Origin of the sequence: Frischella perrara (assembly GCF_000807275.1) — a bacterium.
GTDB lineage: Bacteria > Pseudomonadota > Gammaproteobacteria > Enterobacterales > Orbaceae > Frischella > Frischella perrara.
This window is the reverse complement of the sequence record NZ_CP009056.1, coordinates 1,751,191-1,770,038: the sequence shown is the minus strand read 5'-3', so window position 1 is coordinate 1,770,038 and position 18,848 is coordinate 1,751,191. Positions and strand designations below refer to the sequence as shown.

The following is an 18,848-nucleotide window of genomic DNA, read 5'->3' as shown; positions in this document are numbered from 1 at the left end:
TAGAGTTTTACTATTTTCCATTAAATTTATACAAAGCTAAATTAGCTTTTTCCTATTAAAAATCGGTAATTTAGCGTTTTGTATATAACATTAATAAGGAAGCTTAACTATGAAGTATAAATTAATTGCCTGTGATATGGATGAAACATTATTGAACGACGAAAAACATGTTTCACCAGAAAATCATAATGCTATTAAAAAAGTGTGTGAATTAGGGGTTAAATTTGTTTTAGCTAGTGGGCGTGGTTACACAGATATTCAAAATGTTGCTAGAACGTTAAATCTTGCTGATAAGCATGGAGAATACACTATTTCGTTTAACGGCGGGGTAATTACTGAAAATAAGGATAATAAAATATTATTTAAACAAGGTATTACCTTTGAGCAAACTAATACATTATTTAAAATTGGTCTAGGATATGATGTTGGTTTTCATATTTATACTTTGGATAAGGTATATATTTATCGCGCAACTCAAGAAGAGCTAGATTATATGACCGGACGGTTAGATAATTGCATTGTTTTGCCTGAACCCAATATTGACTTCTTAAAAGATGAAACAATTATAAAAATTCTATTCCAAAATAATGATCGTCAATATCTTGAAACCATAGAGCGAGAAATGACTAAAGAGACATTGTCGCAATTTTCGATCAGTTATTCAGGTAACCGTTATATTGAATTTAATAGTCAAGGTGTCAGCAAAGGTAACGCTTTATTACAGTTGGCTAAAGAGTTAGGTATCAATCAAGATGAAATGATTTCGATTGGCGATAATAATAATGATATTTCAATGTTAGAAGTAGCGGGATTAGGTATAGCTGTTGCTAATGCGACTACTGATGCTAAAGAAGCTGCAAAAGTTGTGTCAGAATATACGAATAATCAGTCAGCCATTGCACAAGTAATCGAGCAGTATGTTCTTAATTAAGTAGAATAAGGAGTGTATAAGAAATTGATGTACAAATGATTAGTGAACAATTCAAATATAGCGGATTGATTAGCAATATACTTTTATTAATCTAAGTCATATTAAATAGGTTAAATGATTTGTTTCTTAAATCAATCGATTTAAGCGATAACCGGTACTTGAATTCATTATCTTTGAAGCATCTTTCCTTATATACACTCAGTTATGAGTTATCATTTTGTATCAATCTTCTAAATCACTTTTTAATTCAATATCTATCTGATGCAAAACCTTAAATACAGATGTATGATTCCTTTAATATTAATTATCAGTTTAAAGCGTCTAGTATCTATAACTTACAATCATATATACATTTTCTTCTCAATCAAAAAAGATAATATAATCAAAACACTAGTAATAATAATTAAGGATTTTGTAATGACAACATATAGAGCTTAGATCAGTTTTTTAACATTCTGTAATCGCCTTATCACTAATTTCACTCTTTATTGGTTTTTTAACTTCAATACCCATTTCTCGGAACTGCTCTATTTGACCTATGATATTACCACGCCCACTGGTAAGTTTATTCATAGAATTTGAGTAAGTCTGTTGAGCTTTGTTAAGGCTATTGCCTAATACTTCCATATCTTCAACAAATCCACGAACTTTGTCATATAATTTGCTAGCTTTGTCAGCAATTTGCTCAGCATGGCGATTTTGATATTCATAACGCCATAAATTATTTATGGTTCGTAAGGCTACTAGCAAAGTAGTCGGGCTTACTAATATAATATTGCTTTTTAAGGCATCGTTAATCAAATTCGGATCGCGATCTACAGCCGTTAAAAACGCCGGTTCAATAGGAATAAACATAAGCACATAATCTAGAGAGTTAATTCCGCAAAGTTTATGATAGTCTTTCTGACTAAGGTGCTTAATATGAGTACGGATAGCAACGAGATGTTCAGATATGGCTTTATTTTTTTCAAGTTCATCATCACTATTAAAATACCGTTCATAAGCCACTAATGCTACCTTTGAATCAATAATAACATCGTTACCTTGAGGTAAATGAACAATAACATCAGGTTGCAAACGTTGGTTATTTTCATTGTTTAAACTAACTTGTAATTCAAATTCATGATTTTCACGTAAACCGGAATTTTCTAGAATTCGATTTAAGACAACTTCACCCCAATTACCTTGAGTTTTGTTGTTGCCTTTTAAGGCATTGGTTAAGTTAACGGCCTCTTTTGACATCTGTTCATTTAACTTTTGTAAGTTACGGATTTCATATGTCAGAGTATGACGTTCTTTTGCTTCTATATTGAAACTATCTTGGACTTGCTTTTTGAATCCTTCTAACTGTTCTTTTAGTGGAGAGAGTAAATAATCTAAACTTTGTTTATTCTGTTGGTCGATTTTTTTGCCACTATTATCGAAAATTCGATTAGCCAAATTTTCAAATTGTTCATTTAATCGATGCTCGCTTTCCACGAGAATTTTTTGTTTTTCAAACGCTAAGATATTACTCTGTTCTAATCGAGTTTTAAGCTCTGTCGCTTCATTACTTAATAATAAATATTGTTGTCGAAGTTGATTGAGTTCTTGTTGTAAAAATGATACTTCAGATAAAAGTGTCTGATTTTCATGATTCTTCTGATCTAATTGCAGTTCAAAAAGTTGATGGTAATTTTGATAATTAAATCGCAATTTGATGATTAAAATGGTTGAAACTAGTAAAGCAAGGAATAGTAATCCTGCCAAAATAATTTCAAGCATAGTTAGAGATGTCATCATATCAAGCATTATCCATGTTAAAACTCATTGCTTGGCTTATAGTAGTTTGTTCTAATGCTAACATAATTAATCGATCTAAGCCTAATGCAACTCCAGCGCAATCAGGGAGTCCTGCCTGCATTGCCGATAATAAAAATTCATCAATAGGTTGAGTAGGTAACCCTTTAGTTATTCGTTGTTGATTATCCAGTTCAAAGCGTGCCCTTTGTTCTTTTGCATTAGTTAATTCCTTAAAACCGTTAGCCAATTCAACACCCTTATAATAAAACTCAAAACGTCGTGCTGTACGTTGGTCTTCACTATTTAGTTCTGCTAATGCTGCTTGTGATGCTGGGAAATGATAAACGACTGTTGGTTTTTCACGCCCGATATTTGGTTCAATACCAAAGGTAAATAATACTTGTAACAAAGTATCGCGATCGCAATTATCTGTATTAAAACCAATATTTAATTTCTGCACTGCACTAATTAGCGTTTCTTTATTGGCTTCAAGCGGATCAATGGATAAATATTTTAAAAACACATTTTGATAACTAACATATTCAGCAGGTTCTGTATCCAAAATTTGTTGTAACAAATCGTCAACCTCATTGATCATTTGCATCATATCAAATTGAGTTCGATACCATTCTAACATGGTGAATTCTGGATTATGATAACGACCTATTTCCTCATCATTACGGAAACACTTACAGATTTGGTAAATGGGGCCACTGCCTGCTGCAATTAGCCTTTTCATGTGATATTCTGGGCTTGTAATAAGAAATAGTTTTTCCCCTTTTTCCAAATCTACAATTCCCGGTTTTGTAAAAATGGTTTGAAAAGAACTAAGTTGTACATCAGTAACCGCAGCATGACTTAAAATTGGGGTTTCAACTTCAAGAATGCAACGATCTGCAAAAAAGTTTCGAATCTGTTTAACAACTTTGGCACGTTTTAATAGTAAATCAATGGTAGCTGTTGGTTGCCAATTTTCGGGGTTTAACATAAATAAATTATCTCTTGTAATAAATCAGGGTAGTTCAAAGCACTTTTAATAAGTATAAATAAAGAATGCTAATAAGCAAAAATCCGAATTATAATCTCAATTATCATCAATATGTTAGCTTTTTATGCCTGATATAGGCTTTATTTAGCAAACATCAAAACTGTAAACAGCTAATTTTAGCGGATTTAAATTAAATTACCATTCATACATAGAAATAAGGTTAAAAACATAGCAAATTACGAATAAATTACAATTAATTGCTAAATACAATAGCATTAATGAGGTTGGTCGTAAAAAAATGATTCATCTTTTCGAAATAACTCGCATTAATACCTTTTTTTCATATTTTTAGTATCAATTATAAGTTAGGGTTATAGCAATGAGGTTAATGTGAGTGAGTTATGCAACAAAAAGGATTTTCTTTATTTGAATTATTAATTGTTGTCGTCATCAGTTCGGTTATGTTTACTATAGCAATCGTTAATTGGCGTGAATTTCAATTGCGTAGTGAATTAAGGAATACAACGTTAGCATTAGTTACCTTCCTAAACCAAGTTAAAAGTAATGCTAATTTCCAAAATCGAAATAATGCCATTTATATCATTAAAGAAGAAGATCAACCTTGGCGATTAATTGTAATTGATAATGAACAAAACGATCATGATCAAATTTTTTTCCAGTTTATTAATCCTAACAACCAAGTCGAAATCCTGAATAAGAATAATGATCTATTGTCGATATTTCATGGGCGAAGGTGTATGGCACAGCCAGAGACGATTAAATTGAAAAATGATATAGGCGAGAGCCGAATAATTATTTCAACGCGTGGACGTATCCGTTATTGTGCATATGCGATGCAATTAGCAGGATTTCCGAAATGTTAAAAGCTGGTTTTAGTTTAATTGAGATGTTATTAGCCATCATTTTAACATCAATCCTCATGATAGTTATTATGGCATTTTATCCAAAAATGCAGATGGATAGCCTGATTTTTTATCAACAATATCGGCTCGAAGAAAGTGTTAATCAGGTATTATCTGGTTTAATTAAAGATATTAAACGTGCTGGGTTTATTGCTAATCAATTAACAAATTTAACTAAATCACCAATAGTAATATCAAATGATAAGCAATGTATTATGATTCGTTATGATCTTTATCGTAGAGGTGAATGGCGCGAAGATAAATATAATAAAAGTGATTCCGATATTTTTGTGTATCGTTATTATCAAAAGAATATCGTTTATCGGTTGGGTATTCCAAATTGTAAAGGACGAGATTGGGAAAGATTATTTGATAGCAATGAAATAGAAGTGACCAGATTTAAAATTTTACTTTACTCGCATTTTGTTGCAATAGATTTATCAGTACGACTAAAGTCCAACAATTTTATAACCTATTCAACGACTCATTATGTTAAAACAGAAAATATATAAATCTGAAGTTCTAAATAATAAAGAAATGTTATTCAAACTACATCAAGGTGAAAGGGGATTTAGTACTTTATTAATGGTTTTGATTATATTGGCTTTAGGGATGGTAATTATCAAAACATATAGCTATATATCATCTTCTTGGCAGAAGGATTACATTCAATATCAACAGTATTATTATCATTTCAATCAAGCGCAATCCTCTATTGAGTGGGCTACGTTACAAAATTGGTCTCCACCAACTGAGCTCTGGCAGTGTCAAACATTAGCTTCCTATCAACTTTCAGCATGTATTAAACTTGCCAATTTAGTCGCAGAAAATTACGTTATTATTAAAGGCGAATCTTCTCAGTTTAAACTCTATCATTTAGCTACCTATAATAATGCCAAATTAAAGCTGACATTAGGGCATTGGTTAGATTATTGCCCGAATAATCGGAGTCAATACTGTGAATCATAATGATGGTTTTAGTTTATTTGAGCTATTAATAGCAATATTATTGTTTTCAATTGTTATGGTTGGATTCATTCAATTTCAGACTACGTTAACCACAATGATGTGGCAGGCAAAGGCTAAAAATAATGCGCAAACCATAGCGTTTGAAATTTTAGAACGTTATCCCGACACAACGACAATTAAGATGCCATCTAATTGGAATTATCAAATAATTCAAATCCCTTATCTGCAATGCCAAATTGTAAAAGTAACAATTTATACTGATTATATGCATGAGATTAATCAACAACGTTGGTTCTGTCATTAGAAATAAGGTTCTTTAAATATTTGCAATGGATTTTAATTGATATTGAGATTTAAGGGCATTAGTAATAAATAATCTGATAACTAGAGCGATAGCGTTTGGTAAATAATCCTAGTGATAGCTAAAATTAAAATTGATTATATTATCGAAATAAAAAAGAGTCATATTGACTCTTTTAATGAAAATTCGCGTTATAACTACGGTTTAATGGTAGACCGTTTATGCCGTCTTCCATTATAAGGTTTAGGTGGTTTTGGTTTAGGTAAATCAGTTAATAAAGCGCTTGGGTCATAATGACTAACAGGAATAGCGTGACCAATCACTGTTTCTATTGCAGTTAGGTTGGGAGCATAACGTTCACAGGCAAAAGAAATTGAAAATCCTTTTTCACCCGCTCGCCCCGTACGACCAATACGATGTCGATAATCATCACAGTCATCAGGGAGATCGTAATTAAATACATGAGTTACATGAGGAATATGTAGTCCACGAGCAGCAACATCGGTTGCGACAAGAATATCCAAATCACCTTGAGTAAATTTATCTAATACCGCTAAACGTTTTTTCTGAGCAATATCACCGTTTAATAACCCTACTCGTAATCCGTCAGCACACAAATGGCGCCAGATTTTTTCACAGGTAACTTTAGTATTAGCAAAAATAATACAACGTTCCGGCCACTCTTCTTCTAACAATGTTTGTAACAAAGCTAGTTTATCTTCATCTGATGGGAAAAAGAGTTCCTCTTTGATTCGATGTCCAATTTTTTGCTCAGGTTCAACTTCAATATACTGGGGATCATTCATATGTTCGAAAGCAAGTTCACGCACATTATGGGAGAGTGTGGCAGAAAATAACATGGTTAATCGCTCTTTAGGCGGAGTCATATGACGAAAAAGCCAACGGATATCACGAATAAATCCTAAATCAAACATGCGATCAGCTTCATCTAATACTACAACTTGGATAGCTTGTAAATTAACATAATCCTGTTTCGCATAATCAATCAATCTGCCGGTAGTCGCAATTAAAATATCTACACCGTCTGCCAGTGTTTTTAATTGTTTTTCATAGCCATCACCACCAAATGCTACTCCCAATTTTAAACCGGTTGTTTCAGCTAACATTTGCGCATCAGAATGAATTTGAACCACTAACTCACGAGTTGGGGCAATGATTACAGCACGAGGTTGGTTAATTTTATGCTTTTCAACAGGCGGGTGATTTAATAAATAATTAAATGTCGCAGTAAGAAATGCGATCGTTTTGCCCGTCCCTGTTTGACCTTGTCCAGCAATGTCTAATCCTTTTGTTGTAAAAGGTAAAGATTTCTCTTGAATAGGCGTACAATATTGGAAACCATTTTTTTGTAATGCTGTTAATACAAGCGGATGCAGTGGCAACTGGCTAAACTCAGTTTTAGTGAGATAAGATTGCGTCATAGAAATATTTAAATTATCCTTATTTCGATCAATTTTAATATTATATCACATACACGTTTAAACTCGCACCAATTATTACCCCCTATCATATTAATTGATAGTGAAAAATTTAGAGTTGACCTAAAATTGTGATAGCTAAAGTTAACGCATATAACAACGGAGAACAAAATGAGTAACGCAATTATTTCTGTAACAGAAGCAAATTTTGAGAAAACTATAACAGAAGCAAATAAACCAGTTTTAGTCGATTTTTGGGCGGATTGGTGTGGTCCTTGTAAAATGATTGCTCCAATATTGGAAGAAGTAGCCCAAGAATATGCTGATAAAGTGATAATTGCTAAGTTAAATGTTGATCAGAATCCGTCAATTTCACCTAAATTCGGTATTCGAGGTATTCCAACTTTACTGTTATTTAAAGAAGGTCAAGTTATTGCTACTCAGGTAGGCGCTTTATCTAAACTTCAATTAAAAACTTTTTTAGATAACCATCTTTAATTAGTTAATAATTTATGAGAACCACATGGTTTATTACCGTGTGGTTCGTTAATTGCGCTATTCGTTAGTAATTTTAAATCTTAATCCACAAAATTTTTTACTCTATTTCCTTCCTAATTATTCCAGATTAGTTTTTTTAATTGATCATTAAAATTATTTTTTAATCTTTTAATAGTGACGCACAAAAATCGACATAGCGAAATATAGAATATATGTTAAAATTGCCTTTTAATGGATTTTATTGGTTATTAAGGCTAATCAGTTAAGATTAGTTGAAGATATTTTGAGGAATAATCATGCAAATTATTGAAGGGCAAGTGGCCGCGCCAGAAGCAAAAGTCGCGATTATTGTTGCTCGATTTAATCATTTTATTAATGACAGCCTAGTTGAAGGGGCTGTTGATGCGTTAAAACGTATCGGTCAGGTAGCAGATGAAAATATTGTGATAATCAAAGTTCCTGGTGCTTATGAAATTCCTTTAACAGCAAAAGCAGTTGCCGAAAGTAAGCAATATGATGCTATTGTTGCATTAGGTACGGTAATACGTGGTAGCACTGCCCATTTTGATTATGTGGCCGGTGAATCAAGTTCAGGTTTATTATCTACTAGTTTGGATTATTCTATTCCTGTTGGTTTTGGGATTTTAACCACTGAAAATATTGAACAAGCAATTGAAAGAGCTGGCACAAAGGCTGGCAATAAAGGTGCTGAAGCTGCATTAACAGCACTTGAGATGTATAACACTTTAAAACGTATCAAGGGGTAAACTGTGACGACTAATGTTAATCCTCGTCGTCGAGCACGCGAATGTGCCGTTCAAGCTATCTATTCTTGGCAAGTTTCAAAAAATGACTTATCTGAAATCGAAGCTAGTTTCATGGCTGAACAAGATATGAAAGGCGTTGATAAAAAATATTTTCGCGAATTATTGCATGGTGTTATTTCTCATAGCAGTGAACTGGACACAAAAATGGAAAGCTTTCTTAACGAGCGTAGTTTAGATGAATTAGGTTTTGTTGAACATGCCATCTTAAGAATCGCCGTTTATGAATTATTAAAACGAGAAGATGTACCTTATAAAGTTGTTATTAATGAGGCAATTGATCTTACTAAGACTTTTGGCGCTGAAGATAGTCATAAATTTATTAATGGTGTGCTTGACAAAGTTGCGCCAACGATCAGAACCCGTTAAATTGTGAGAATATTATGAATGACCAATCGTCATCAAATGGCAATCCATTAACCGAAGATAAAGCAAAACCAACTGTTTTTTACGCCACTAAATCAAATGTAAATAAACCTAATAAACGTTCTAAAACAGAGCGTGATAAACAGTCTCAATCTTCATTTGCTAAACGAAATGAATCCAGAAAACCGTATCAAGGTACTGGACGAGCCGATCGTTCCCATAATCATCGAGAAAATGATAATCGTATTGAGACATTTAAACCTCGTACACGTCATCTTGCTACATCAACTGATTCGCCATGGAAAAGTCGGGTACAAAAATCTGAGCAATTGAATACCTTTGAGAATGATCATCCCGCATCATTTGAGCAACAGGTACGACGACAACGCAAGCAAGAAACTCTAGTGTATAGCGAAAATAGTTGTAAAGCAGTTTTTGCAAAGCGTCCAGAATCAATAATTAAAGCGTTTTTTTTAGAAGAAAAAACCTATGAATTTAAAGCCTTAATTGCATGGTTAGTTGAACATCGCCTCGGCTATGACATTATTGATGAAGAACGAATGAACAAAATAGCCCAAACACCGCATCATGGTGGGGTTTGTTTAATTGTGAAAAAACGTGCAACATTATCGACTGGTAATTATCTATCACAACATATCGATGATAAGAAGAATTATGTCCTAGCAATTGATGATATCAATAATCCGCATAATTTAGGTGCTATAGCTCGAACAGCAGCATTTTTTAATGTGAATGGATTATTACTAAGACAGCCTGACCTATTAGATAATGGTGCTTGTCTTCGGGTTTCCGAGGGGGGTTCTGAGTATCTTGAGCCTATACATGCGGATGATTTTATTGCTTCACTTGATCAATTTAAACAACAAGGCTATCAAATCATTGCCTTGTTACCGTGTAAAATCAATTCACTAAAAGCGGAAAATTTGGCTAAATTATCTGTGTCGGCTAAGACTGTGTTTGTCATTTTTCAACAGATTAACACTAAACTGGCCAATTTTGCTGATAAGATTGTCTATTTACCCGGTAGTGATATTATGCCTGCATTAAACATCTCAGTTTTAACTGGCATTTTATTAACTAAACTGACCAGCACAAATGCTAAATAGCAATTAGTTTACTAGTCATTAGGTAACAATCAAAGTATTAAAAAGGGTGTCTAATATGATGCCCTTTTCCATTTCAATATTAATTTACTGACACCGTATAACGACTTTTAATTTAAAAAAAAATGTTTTAAACAATTAATTCAAACATATCTTTTAACTTTAAAATAGAATCTATTTTAGATACATTGTATTATATAAAGAATAAAGAGCGCTTCTAAATTATAAAATGTATCACAATATTATGAAAACTAAATGCAAAATAGGTGTTATTTTTGGGAAATTTTATCCATTACATTGTGGTCATATCTACCTAATTGAGAAAGCAATAACACAAGTGGAAGTGTTACATGTTTTTTTAGGTTGTGAGCAACTTCGCGATTTGAAGTTGTTTGAAGCAAGTCATATGCCAAGACAACCGCAAGTAAGTGATAGATTTTATTGGTTAAAAAGAACCTTCCAAAATCATCAAAATATCTACATCCATGTATTAAATGAAGAGGGAATTGCGTATTATCCAAATGGTTGGAGAGATTGGAGTGATCGTGTAAAAGCAATTTTAGCCAAGCATCAAGTGAAACCAACGGTCATTTTTACCAGTGAACAGCAAGATGTTGTTGAATATGAGCGTTTTTTTCATTGCACAGTAAAACTAATAGATGTAAATCGAGATTTTATTAATATTAGCGCTACTCAGATTCGGGATAACCCTTACAAAAACTGGCAATATCTTGCCAAGGCTGCCAGACCTTTTTTTGTTACCAAAATTGCTCTAGTGAGTAAACAAAATCAATTTGATGAGATTGCTCAACAATTGGCTAATATTTTTAATACCGTTTATGTTAATAATGGATATAGTAATTATTTTCACTATGATCACTATGGAAAGATACCTATATCAGTAACCGCTGATGATTATATTCGAATAGCTAAATTACAAGCTCAACGTATTGATGAAGCTGCACTAAATGCAAATAGGGTATTATTTACTGCGCTTGATTTTGTTACGTTACAGCAGTCTTTTCAGAACATGTTTCATAAAGAAGATCAAACGCTAAATGAATTAATTAATAAATACCCTTTTGACTTAGTCATTAATTATCATGATTTTAATTCGAAACATAGCCAATTATCGATTTTTGAAGCAGTTCTTGAACAAGTGAGAAATCAATTAAATTAGAATTTAGTTTCTATTGTGTATATATCATGAGTTAGTAAATACATGATTTGACACTTTTTATGTGAATCATGATTATAAAAAAGATAGATATAGCCAAAGATATTGTGATTTTGATTATTTTAAATGATGTAGTACAGTTTTCGTCATTATGTTAAAATAACGCAAAACTATTTTACGATAATTTACTATGCCAAATACTTCTAATCCACAGTCAAATGACCAACATAATCAAGAAACTATTGATTTTGGATATACACAAATCCCAAAACAAGAGAAAGAAAAACGTGTAGCCGAAGTGTTTCATTCGGTTGCTGATAAATATGATGTCATGAATGATTTAATGTCATTTGGTATTCATCGCCTTTGGAAGAAAACTACGATTGAATACAGTAGTGTAAGACGCGGGCAAAAAGTATTAGATTTAGCAGGTGGAACAGGTGATTTAACAGCTAAATTCTCACAATTAGTTGGTGATGACGGGCTCGTGGTGTTAGCTGATATCAATGAATCAATGCTAAAAGTGGGGCGTGAAAAATTACGCGATAAAGGGCTATTCAAGAATATCGAATATGTTCAAGCGAATGCTGAAGCCTTGCCATTTGCTGATAATAGTTTTAACTGCATAACGATTTCATTTGGTTTACGTAATGTTACCAATAAAGATAAAGCGCTCAAATCTATGTGGCGAGTTTTAAAACCAGGTGGGCGATTGTTAATTTTGGAATTTTCTAAGCCTGATTATAAATTATTGAATAAAGCTTATGATCTGTACTCCTTTTCCATGTTACCACTAATGGGAAAAATTGTAGCCAATGACGCCGATAGTTATCGGTATTTAGCCGAATCCATTCGTATGCATCCCGATCAATTGAAATTAAAAAAAATGATGGAAGAAGCCGGATTCAGAGATGTGCAATATCATAATATGACGGGTGGAATTGTTGCTTTGCATATTGGTTTTAAATTTTAATTGAGGATACGGATGAAGTATTGGCGGCTATACCAAATTTTGGCAGTATTTCGTGCTTATCAATTAGTTGAATTATTACCAAAATCATTATTACCTAAACGATTTAAAATAGTGTTAGCTTCACTATTTTGGGTAAGAAAAAAAGCGAAGAATAGCACTGGTGGTGAGCGTTTAAAATTAGCATTACAAGAATTAGGACCGATTTGGATTAAGTTTGGTCAAATGCTCTCTACCCGTCAGGACTTATTGTCGGACGATCTATTACATTCACTTTCACAGCTACAAGATAATGTTGCACCATTTGATGGTCACTTAGCTCAACAAATTATTGAACAGTCTTTATCCGTGCCAATTGAGAGTTTATTTACGGATTTTTGCTTAACACCTTTAGCTTCAGCATCCATCGCTCAAATTCACACAGCTAAACTTAAATCTAGTGGTGCAGATGTTATTATTAAAGTTATTCGTCCTAATATCCAACCGCTTATTTTAGCCGACACATCGTTGATGTACTGGTTTGCTAATCGAATTGAAAATGCTAATCCAGATGCTAAACGATTACGATTACAGGAAGTGGTAAGGGATTATGAAAGAACGATTTTAAATGAATTAAACCTTTTGCGTGAAGCTGAATATACCAAGCGTTTACGGCATAATTTTCTTAATAGCGATATGCTTTATATACCTTATGTTTATCGCGAATTGTGTCGGACTAATGTAATGGTTGAAGAACGTATATCTGGCATTCCGATTAATGATATGTCAGCCCTAATAGAACGTGGTGTTAATATGAAATTATTAGCCGAGCGAGGGGTAAATACTTTTTTTACTCAAGTGTTTCGCGATAATTTATTCCATGCTGATATGCATCCCGGTAACATCTTCATTGATGCCACAGATCCGATAAATCCTCGTTATATAGGAATTGATTGTGCGATCATGGGTGAACTAAGTAAAGAAGATCAACACTTTCTGGCTAAAAATTTCATTGCTTTTTTTAATCGTGATTATTACAAAATTGCCGAATTATATATTGAATCGGGTTGGGTTCCTGAACATACAGATATATTTTCATTAGAATTGGCTATGCGTGAAGTTTGTGATCCAATTTTTGAAAAATCGCTGGGTGAAATTTCATTTGCGCAAATTTTATTTAATTTATTTAAAGTTGCACGTCAATTTGATATGGTAATCCAACCACAACTTGTATTATTAGAAAAAACGCTGTTTTATATTGAAGGGTTGGGACGTAGGCTTTATCCTCAATTAGACTTATGGTCAACAGCAAAACCATTTTTAGAGGCTTGGTATCAAGAACAAATTAGCCCTTTACATCTAGCCAAAAATGTTGTGCATTCACTACCACAGTGGCACAGTTTATTACCTGATTTGCCAAATAAAATTAAAAATTATGAGCTAACCACTAAACAGCTTAATCAACAATTGTTAGAAATTAATCAACAGCTGCGGCAAAATCAAATCAGGCAAAGGCGATTAAATTACATAATAGCTGTTATTATTATTGTAGCTTTAGGTCTTAACTATTTTAGTTTTTAAATTGTTTAAACTATAAAAATGAAATATGTTCTTAGTGTTATTATAAGAGCATACCATACCTATACTGGGTGTGGTTTGCGATCTTGATATAATATATTGAGTATATAGAAAAATAGGTAATGGAATTTGTAGTTATAGAAATGAGCTTATTCTGTATTAAAAAAGATAATATTTTGATAGCAATATCATAACTTTAACTTAACTTTCACAAGTTTTCATCATGATAATATCTATTGTCCATTCACAAAATCATGCTTTTCTATAATGACTGGTTATTTAATGACAAAAAAATGAACGCTAAAATAGCGTTCAAGTTTGTTTAAAACCACGGTTGAAATTTTTTTAAAACGGTATATCGTCATCAAAATCAATAGGTGGTTCATTCGAAGGAATCGGTTGCTGTGGAACGGGTTGACGAGCAACAGGGGCTGATGGCATATTGTTTGCACTTTGTCCCCAATTTTGTTGAGGGCTATCATCAAAGTTAGTGTTACGACTACCTAAAATTTGTAAAGTACCACCAATATTAACTACGATTTCAGTCGTATAGCGATCTATACCAGATTGATCTTGCCATTTGCGAGTTTGCAATTGACCTTCAATATAAACTTGTGAGCCTTTTTTGAGATATTCGCCTGCAATTTCGGCTAATCTGCCAAAAATTACAACTCTATGCCATTCAGTACGATCTTTTTGTTCGCCAGTTTGTTTATCTTTCCACGTTTCGGATGTTGCAACGCTAATATTAGTTACAGCGCCACCATTAGGTAAATAACGAACTTCAGGATCTTGTCCCAAATTACCTACTAAAATGACTTTATTAATACCTCGACTTGCCATTGATAAACTCCTAAACGTTTTTAAAATATTATAACATTTTTTAATATTGTTCATTATTGTAACATGTGCGATTGTTATTGCTAATAGTATTTGTGATTACTGCCTACTTTTTGTGATATTCACTATAAATTTAAATTGATTAACCAAATGATTATTTTAAATTTGTGCTTGATATAGCAAATATGCATAATACGTTCATGATATTGAAATCATTAACCGAATATATCTATGAGTTAAATGAATATTCCTTTAAACAAAATTATTGTTTTAAAACATTCGATATTAAGAAAATATATTGAATAATCTCTATACTGGAAAAGTATTTTATTTATAATAAGGCTCTTTGAAATGATAAAAAGAATGATTATGCCTAAAACGTCATTAACGAATTCGTCTGATTCAAAAGTCCAATCTAAAATTGCTATTGTGATGGGGTCGAAAAGTGATTGGGAAACCATGCAACACGCTGCAGAGATACTGACTCAACTGGATATTTCTTTTCATGTTGAGATTGTTTCAGCACATAGAACACCCGATAAGTTATTTGATTTTGCTGAAAAAGCTAAAAGTAATGGGTTCGCAGTGATTATTGCTGGAGCAGGAGGGGCAGCCCATTTACCAGGAATGCTAGCAGCAAAAACCTTGGTGCCTGTATTAGGTGTCCCCGTCCAAAGTGCTGCCTTAAGTGGTGTAGATAGTTTGTATTCTATCGTTCAAATGCCTAAAGGAATTCCAGTAGGTACATTAGCTATTGGTAAAGCTGGTGCAGCAAATGCCGCATTACTAGCAACACAAATTTTAGCAATTAATGATCCGATTATTTTTAATAAATTAGTACTATTTAGAGAAGCACAGACAAAGGAAGTGCTTGCCAATCCAGATCCGCGGATTATTTAATTACTTATCAATAGGGTTTGTCATGAAAAAAGTATGTGTATTGGGTAATGGACAATTAGGCCGAATGCTAAAACAAGCGGGTGAACCTTTAGGGATTGATGTTTATCCAGTAGGTTCAGACATTGAGCCTAATAGTTTAGATTATAAAGATGCAGTGATTACAGCTGAAATTGAACGCTGGCCAGACACACCATTCACTCGCACGTTAGCAAATCATGACGCTTTTATTAACCGAGCCATTTTCCCTATCATTGCAGATCGCTTAACGCAAAAGCAATTGCTTTCTGATCTTAAATTACCTACTGCAAATTGGGAACCTTTAAATCATCAATCAGACTGGTCACGGTTATTTGTTAAATTAGGTGAGCGGTTAATTATTAAGCGTCGAGTGGGCGGGTATGATGGGAGAGGTCAATGGCGTGTAAATTCTGATACGATTACACAAGTTCCCAGTGATGCCTATCAATCTGCAATCGTTGAACAGGCGATCAATTTCGATGGTGAATTATCCTTGATTGGTGCCCGTAATCGCCATGGTGAAATGGTTTTTTATCCACTCACACATAATCTGCAACAAGATGGTATTTTAAAAATGAGTGTGGCATTTTCTCAAAGTAATACGGTGCTACAATCAAAAGCTGAATCAATGTTATCGATGATTATGGCTAAGTTAGATTACATTGGTGTTATGGCAATGGAGTGTTTTTTAGTTGGTGATCAATTATTAATTAATGAATTGGCACCACGTGTGCATAATAGTGGACATTGGACTCAAAATGGTGCCTCAATAAGTCAATTTGAATTACATTTACGTGCAATTCTAGATTTAGCTTTGCCTACCCCAGCTGTTTTTGCGCCCTCTGTTATGGTTAATCTGATTGGTACACCTTATAATGCAGCTTGGTTAAATCAATCTTTAGTACATCTTCATTGGTATAATAAAGAAGTTAGACCAGCTCGTAAGGTAGGGCATTTAAACCTAACTCATTTAGATTCGCAAAAGATAAATGCATGTTTATCTGATTTAAAGGACATTTTGCCGGACGATTATTCCTTAGCAATTCAATGGGCAAAAGAAGTTTTACAAGCTAACAAACAATAAAATAAAACGACTCCAAGGAGTGTGTGTTATGGTTGATTTTCATAAAAAAATAAGTTATCAACGTCAAACCAAGCCTACCAAGGATTTACCTAATGATAGTTATTCACTCATTCGTTATTTTGAGAGTGATCGTGGAAGAATTTTGAACTCTGCTGCAATTCGTCGTTTACAGCAAAAAACACAAGTCTTTCCTTTGGAACGAAATGCTGTTGTAAGATCCCGTTTAACCCATTCCTTAGAAGTACAACAAGTTGGTCGCTATATTGTTAAAGAGATTTATCAACGGTTAAGTAATAATCATCAATTAATCGCTTATGGTCTTGAAGATTTGGCTGTTATTGTCGAAAGTTTAGTTGAAATGGCATGTTTAATGCATGATATTGGTAACCCGCCGTTTGGGCATTTTGGTGAAATAGCTATTAATAATTGGTTTAATAATAAATTAGGCGTTGAAGGTTCAACACAATATACCGCTTTAAGTTATCAACCTGAACAGTTACAGTTAAATGCGTTACGTCGCAAGATTCGGCAAGATTTATGTAATTTCGATGGTAATGCACAAGCAATCAGATTAGTGCAATCAATACTAAAACTCAATCTTACCTATTCACAAATAGCCTGTATTTTAAAATACACCAAACCAGCTTACTGGTTTGAACCGATTGCAGATAAGTATCGTTATTTGATGAAAAAACCAGGTTATTATTTATCAGAAGAACCATTTGTTAAAACCCTAATGACGACATTGGATATGGTTCCTTTTCACCGTTATCCATTAACCTATATTGTTGAGGCCGCGGATGATATCTCCTATTGCATTGCAGATTTAGAAGATGCTGTCGAAAAACGTATTTTTACGGTTGATCAGCTATATCAATATTTATGGCAAGAGTGGGGGCAAGTTAAGAAAGGTGATCTATTTGACTCTGTCATTAAAGCAGCTTATCAAAGTGCAATGAATAATGAAAATCGCGGTATGGTTGTCGATCAGTTCTTTATGTATTTACGTGTTAATACAATTAACAGCTTAGTTCCTCATGCAGCAGAACGCTTTATTGAGAATATCGAGTCAGTCTATGCTGGTTCGTTTAATCAAGCGTTATTAGAAGATCGAGACGCTGAATGTAGATTATTGGAAATCTTTAAAAGAGTCGCGATTAAATATATTTTTAATCATGACTCTATTGAAATTATTGAGTTACAAGGTTATCGCATTATAAGTGGTTTATTAGATATCTATAGCCCTTTATTACAGATGCCATCTAGAGACTTTTTGAAGTTAATAAAAAAAGATAGTCATTCTGACTATATGATTGAAACCCGATTATTCCACAAATTACCCGAAAAACACCGCCAAGCTTACTTAAATGCAATTGATGAATTAAATATTTATGATTTAGAATTTGATATTTGGGAATTCTATTATCGAGCCCGTTTAATTCAAGATTATATTAGTGGTATGACTGACCATTTCGCATATGATGAATATCGTAAACTGATGGTCTGTGATTAGCACTATCGTAGTGCATTACATTGCTCCCGTGATCTTAAAATGGGCAACCCTATCAAACAAGAATCGGTGCATAAACTTTGTTGTGCACCTATTTAGCCATTTTTTCCATCTCATAACGGTTTAAAAAATAAAATATCAAGAGAAAGTAAAACGTTATTTCTCAATACCCACTGACTTTTATTAATAGTCATTTAATCTCTCATCTTTATAGAATATTTCAATTAAAGTTTGGCATGTTATTTGCAATGACTTAAATATCTGAAATTAATCGGAGATAGTCTATGAAATTAGTAACGGTCATTATTAAACCTTTCAAATTAGAAGAAGTTCGCGAAGCATTATCGAACATTAATGTGACGGGATTAACTGTTACAGAGGTGAAAGGGTTTGGTCGCCAGAAAGGGCATGCTGAATTGTATCGGGGTGCTGAATATACCGTAAACTTTTTGCCCAAAGTCAAAATTGAAATTGCAATTCTTGATGAACAGTTTGATGAAGTAATCAATACGATCACACAATCCGCACACACAGGAAAAATTGGTGATGGAAAGATTTTTGTTACGGAGTTACAAAGTGTCATTCGCATCCGTACAGGCGAAACAGATGAAGCTGCTCTTTAATAAAAAATGAATTTTTATATACAA

At 33.2% G+C, this 18,848-nt stretch carries 19 protein-coding genes and 1 pseudogene; 16 read left to right on the top strand and 4 right to left on the bottom strand.

The window, feature by feature from the left end; genetic code table 11:
* Window positions 1-109: 109 nt before the first annotated feature.
* On the top strand, window positions 110-931 hold the full coding sequence (locus tag FPB0191_RS07730; RefSeq protein WP_039105132.1) for a Cof-type HAD-IIB family hydrolase: 822 nt from the start codon (window positions 110-112) through the stop codon (window positions 929-931).
* A 447-nt stretch (window positions 932-1,378) separates the two neighbouring features.
* Here FPB0191_RS07730 and rmuC read toward each other — a convergent pair whose 3' ends face one another.
* On the bottom strand, window positions 1,379-2,713 hold the full coding sequence (gene rmuC / locus FPB0191_RS07725; protein WP_052236869.1) for a DNA recombination protein RmuC: 1,335 nt from the start codon (window positions 2,711-2,713) through the stop codon (window positions 1,379-1,381).
* Between the two features lies 1 nt (window position 2,714).
* Window positions 2,715-3,701, bottom strand: a complete 987-nt coding sequence (epmA, locus tag FPB0191_RS07720; RefSeq protein ID WP_039105131.1) for an elongation factor P--(R)-beta-lysine ligase — start codon at window positions 3,699-3,701, stop codon at window positions 2,715-2,717.
* A 401-nt stretch (window positions 3,702-4,102) separates the two neighbouring features.
* On the opposite strand from epmA, the gene FPB0191_RS07715 reads away from it, so the two are divergent.
* From FPB0191_RS07715 to FPB0191_RS07700, 4 genes are read left to right on the top strand one after another with little or no spacing between them, the layout of a single operon-like run.
* Window positions 4,103-4,585, top strand: coding sequence for a prepilin-type N-terminal cleavage/methylation domain-containing protein (locus FPB0191_RS07715; protein ID WP_039105130.1), 483 nt, complete (start codon window positions 4,103-4,105; stop codon window positions 4,583-4,585).
* Entirely contained in the window at window positions 4,579-5,136 is a 558-nt protein-coding gene (locus tag FPB0191_RS07710) for a prepilin peptidase-dependent protein (RefSeq protein ID WP_039105128.1), read from the top strand. The genes FPB0191_RS07715 and FPB0191_RS07710 overlap by 7 nt, the downstream gene beginning before the upstream one ends.
* On the top strand, window positions 5,114-5,593 hold the full coding sequence (locus FPB0191_RS07705; protein WP_039105126.1) for a DUF2509 family protein: 480 nt from the start codon (window positions 5,114-5,116) through the stop codon (window positions 5,591-5,593). Before FPB0191_RS07710 ends, FPB0191_RS07705 begins: the two co-directional genes overlap by 23 nt.
* On the top strand, window positions 5,583-5,897 hold the full coding sequence (locus tag FPB0191_RS07700) for a type IV pilus modification PilV family protein (protein ID WP_039105124.1): 315 nt from the start codon (window positions 5,583-5,585) through the stop codon (window positions 5,895-5,897). The genes FPB0191_RS07705 and FPB0191_RS07700 overlap by 11 nt, the downstream gene beginning before the upstream one ends.
* A gap of 172 nt (window positions 5,898-6,069) precedes the next feature.
* Here FPB0191_RS07700 and rhlB read toward each other — a convergent pair.
* Window positions 6,070-7,336, bottom strand: a pseudogene (gene rhlB, locus FPB0191_RS07695) (ATP-dependent RNA helicase RhlB).
* 168 nt (window positions 7,337-7,504) lie between these two features.
* Here rhlB and trxA point away from each other — a divergent pair.
* The 7 genes from trxA to ubiB all read left to right on the top strand — a co-directional run bounded on the left by trxA (window position 7,505) and on the right by ubiB (window position 13,852).
* Window positions 7,505-7,831 carry a thioredoxin TrxA gene (gene trxA, locus FPB0191_RS07690; RefSeq protein ID WP_039105121.1) on the top strand — a complete coding sequence of 109 codons (327 nt, stop codon included), beginning with the start codon at window positions 7,505-7,507 and terminating at the stop codon, window positions 7,829-7,831.
* A 296-nt stretch (window positions 7,832-8,127) separates the two neighbouring features.
* A complete protein-coding gene (gene ribH / locus FPB0191_RS07685; RefSeq protein ID WP_039105120.1) occupies window positions 8,128-8,598 on the top strand; it encodes a 6,7-dimethyl-8-ribityllumazine synthase in 471 nt (156 codons plus the stop codon).
* A gap of 3 nt (window positions 8,599-8,601) precedes the next feature.
* The gene (gene nusB / locus FPB0191_RS07680; RefSeq protein ID WP_039105118.1) at window positions 8,602-9,024 is read left to right on the top strand and encodes a transcription antitermination factor NusB; all 423 of its coding nucleotides are present in this window, start codon (window positions 8,602-8,604) and stop codon (window positions 9,022-9,024) included.
* Window positions 9,025-9,038: 14 nt separating this feature from the next.
* Window positions 9,039-10,148 carry a TrmH family RNA methyltransferase gene (locus FPB0191_RS07675; protein WP_052236868.1) on the top strand — a complete coding sequence of 370 codons (1,110 nt, stop codon included), beginning with the start codon at window positions 9,039-9,041 and terminating at the stop codon, window positions 10,146-10,148.
* A gap of 241 nt (window positions 10,149-10,389) precedes the next feature.
* Complete coding sequence (gene nadR, locus FPB0191_RS07670) at window positions 10,390-11,325, top strand: multifunctional transcriptional regulator/nicotinamide-nucleotide adenylyltransferase/ribosylnicotinamide kinase NadR (protein ID WP_052236867.1); 936 nt, start codon at window positions 10,390-10,392, stop codon at window positions 11,323-11,325.
* A 187-nt stretch (window positions 11,326-11,512) separates the two neighbouring features.
* Window positions 11,513-12,295: a bifunctional demethylmenaquinone methyltransferase/2-methoxy-6-polyprenyl-1,4-benzoquinol methylase UbiE gene (gene ubiE / locus FPB0191_RS07665; protein WP_039105116.1), complete on the top strand. Its 783-nt coding sequence runs from the start codon at window positions 11,513-11,515 to the stop codon at window positions 12,293-12,295.
* 12 nt (window positions 12,296-12,307) lie between these two features.
* Window positions 12,308-13,852, top strand: a complete 1,545-nt coding sequence (gene ubiB, locus FPB0191_RS07660; RefSeq protein WP_082018279.1) for a ubiquinone biosynthesis regulatory protein kinase UbiB — start codon at window positions 12,308-12,310, stop codon at window positions 13,850-13,852.
* Between the two features lie 342 nt (window positions 13,853-14,194).
* On the opposite strand, the gene FPB0191_RS07655 is transcribed toward ubiB, so the two are convergent.
* Window positions 14,195-14,692, bottom strand: a complete 498-nt coding sequence (locus FPB0191_RS07655) for a single-stranded DNA-binding protein (protein WP_039105114.1) — start codon at window positions 14,690-14,692, stop codon at window positions 14,195-14,197.
* Between the two features lie 366 nt (window positions 14,693-15,058).
* On the opposite strand from FPB0191_RS07655, the gene purE reads away from it, so the two are divergent.
* The 4 genes from purE to glnK all read left to right on the top strand — a co-directional run bounded on the left by purE (window position 15,059) and on the right by glnK (window position 18,824).
* Window positions 15,059-15,589 carry a 5-(carboxyamino)imidazole ribonucleotide mutase gene (gene purE / locus FPB0191_RS07650; RefSeq protein WP_039106890.1) on the top strand — a complete coding sequence of 177 codons (531 nt, stop codon included), beginning with the start codon at window positions 15,059-15,061 and terminating at the stop codon, window positions 15,587-15,589.
* A 22-nt stretch (window positions 15,590-15,611) separates the two neighbouring features.
* Window positions 15,612-16,691, top strand: coding sequence for a 5-(carboxyamino)imidazole ribonucleotide synthase (gene purK / locus FPB0191_RS07645; RefSeq protein ID WP_039105112.1), 1,080 nt, complete (start codon window positions 15,612-15,614; stop codon window positions 16,689-16,691).
* A 28-nt stretch (window positions 16,692-16,719) separates the two neighbouring features.
* Window positions 16,720-18,204: a dGTPase gene (dgt, locus tag FPB0191_RS07640; protein WP_039105110.1), complete on the top strand. Its 1,485-nt coding sequence runs from the start codon at window positions 16,720-16,722 to the stop codon at window positions 18,202-18,204.
* Window positions 18,205-18,485: 281 nt separating this feature from the next.
* Entirely contained in the window at window positions 18,486-18,824 is a 339-nt protein-coding gene (glnK, locus tag FPB0191_RS07635) for a P-II family nitrogen regulator (RefSeq protein ID WP_039105108.1), read from the top strand.
* Window positions 18,825-18,848 lie beyond the last annotated feature (24 nt).

Coding starts and splice junctions, on each gene's coding strand:
- glnK (WP_039105108.1), top strand. CDS start 18,486: ATGAAATTAGTAACGGTCATTATTAAACCTTTCAAATTAGAAGAAGTT.
- purK (WP_039105112.1), top strand. CDS start 15,612: ATGAAAAAAGTATGTGTATTGGGTAATGGACAATTAGGCCGAATGCTA.
- dgt (WP_039105110.1), top strand. CDS start 16,720: ATGGTTGATTTTCATAAAAAAATAAGTTATCAACGTCAAACCAAGCCT.
- ubiE (WP_039105116.1), top strand. CDS start 11,513: ATGCCAAATACTTCTAATCCACAGTCAAATGACCAACATAATCAAGAA.
- FPB0191_RS07730 (WP_039105132.1), top strand. CDS start 110: ATGAAGTATAAATTAATTGCCTGTGATATGGATGAAACATTATTGAAC.
- purE (WP_039106890.1), top strand. CDS start 15,059: ATGCCTAAAACGTCATTAACGAATTCGTCTGATTCAAAAGTCCAATCT.
- FPB0191_RS07710 (WP_039105128.1), top strand. CDS start 4,579: ATGTTAAAAGCTGGTTTTAGTTTAATTGAGATGTTATTAGCCATCATT.
- ubiB (WP_082018279.1), top strand. CDS start 12,308: ATGAAGTATTGGCGGCTATACCAAATTTTGGCAGTATTTCGTGCTTAT.
- trxA (WP_039105121.1), top strand. CDS start 7,505: ATGAGTAACGCAATTATTTCTGTAACAGAAGCAAATTTTGAGAAAACT.
- FPB0191_RS07715 (WP_039105130.1), top strand. CDS start 4,103: ATGCAACAAAAAGGATTTTCTTTATTTGAATTATTAATTGTTGTCGTC.
- nadR (WP_052236867.1), top strand. CDS start 10,390: ATGAAAACTAAATGCAAAATAGGTGTTATTTTTGGGAAATTTTATCCA.
- rmuC (WP_052236869.1), bottom strand. CDS start 2,713: ATGATGACATCTCTAACTATGCTTGAAATTATTTTGGCAGGATTACTA.
- FPB0191_RS07705 (WP_039105126.1), top strand. CDS start 5,114: ATGTTAAAACAGAAAATATATAAATCTGAAGTTCTAAATAATAAAGAA.
- ribH (WP_039105120.1), top strand. CDS start 8,128: ATGCAAATTATTGAAGGGCAAGTGGCCGCGCCAGAAGCAAAAGTCGCG.
- epmA (WP_039105131.1), bottom strand. CDS start 3,701: ATGTTAAACCCCGAAAATTGGCAACCAACAGCTACCATTGATTTACTA.
- FPB0191_RS07675 (WP_052236868.1), top strand. CDS start 9,039: ATGAATGACCAATCGTCATCAAATGGCAATCCATTAACCGAAGATAAA.
- FPB0191_RS07655 (WP_039105114.1), bottom strand. CDS start 14,692: ATGGCAAGTCGAGGTATTAATAAAGTCATTTTAGTAGGTAATTTGGGA.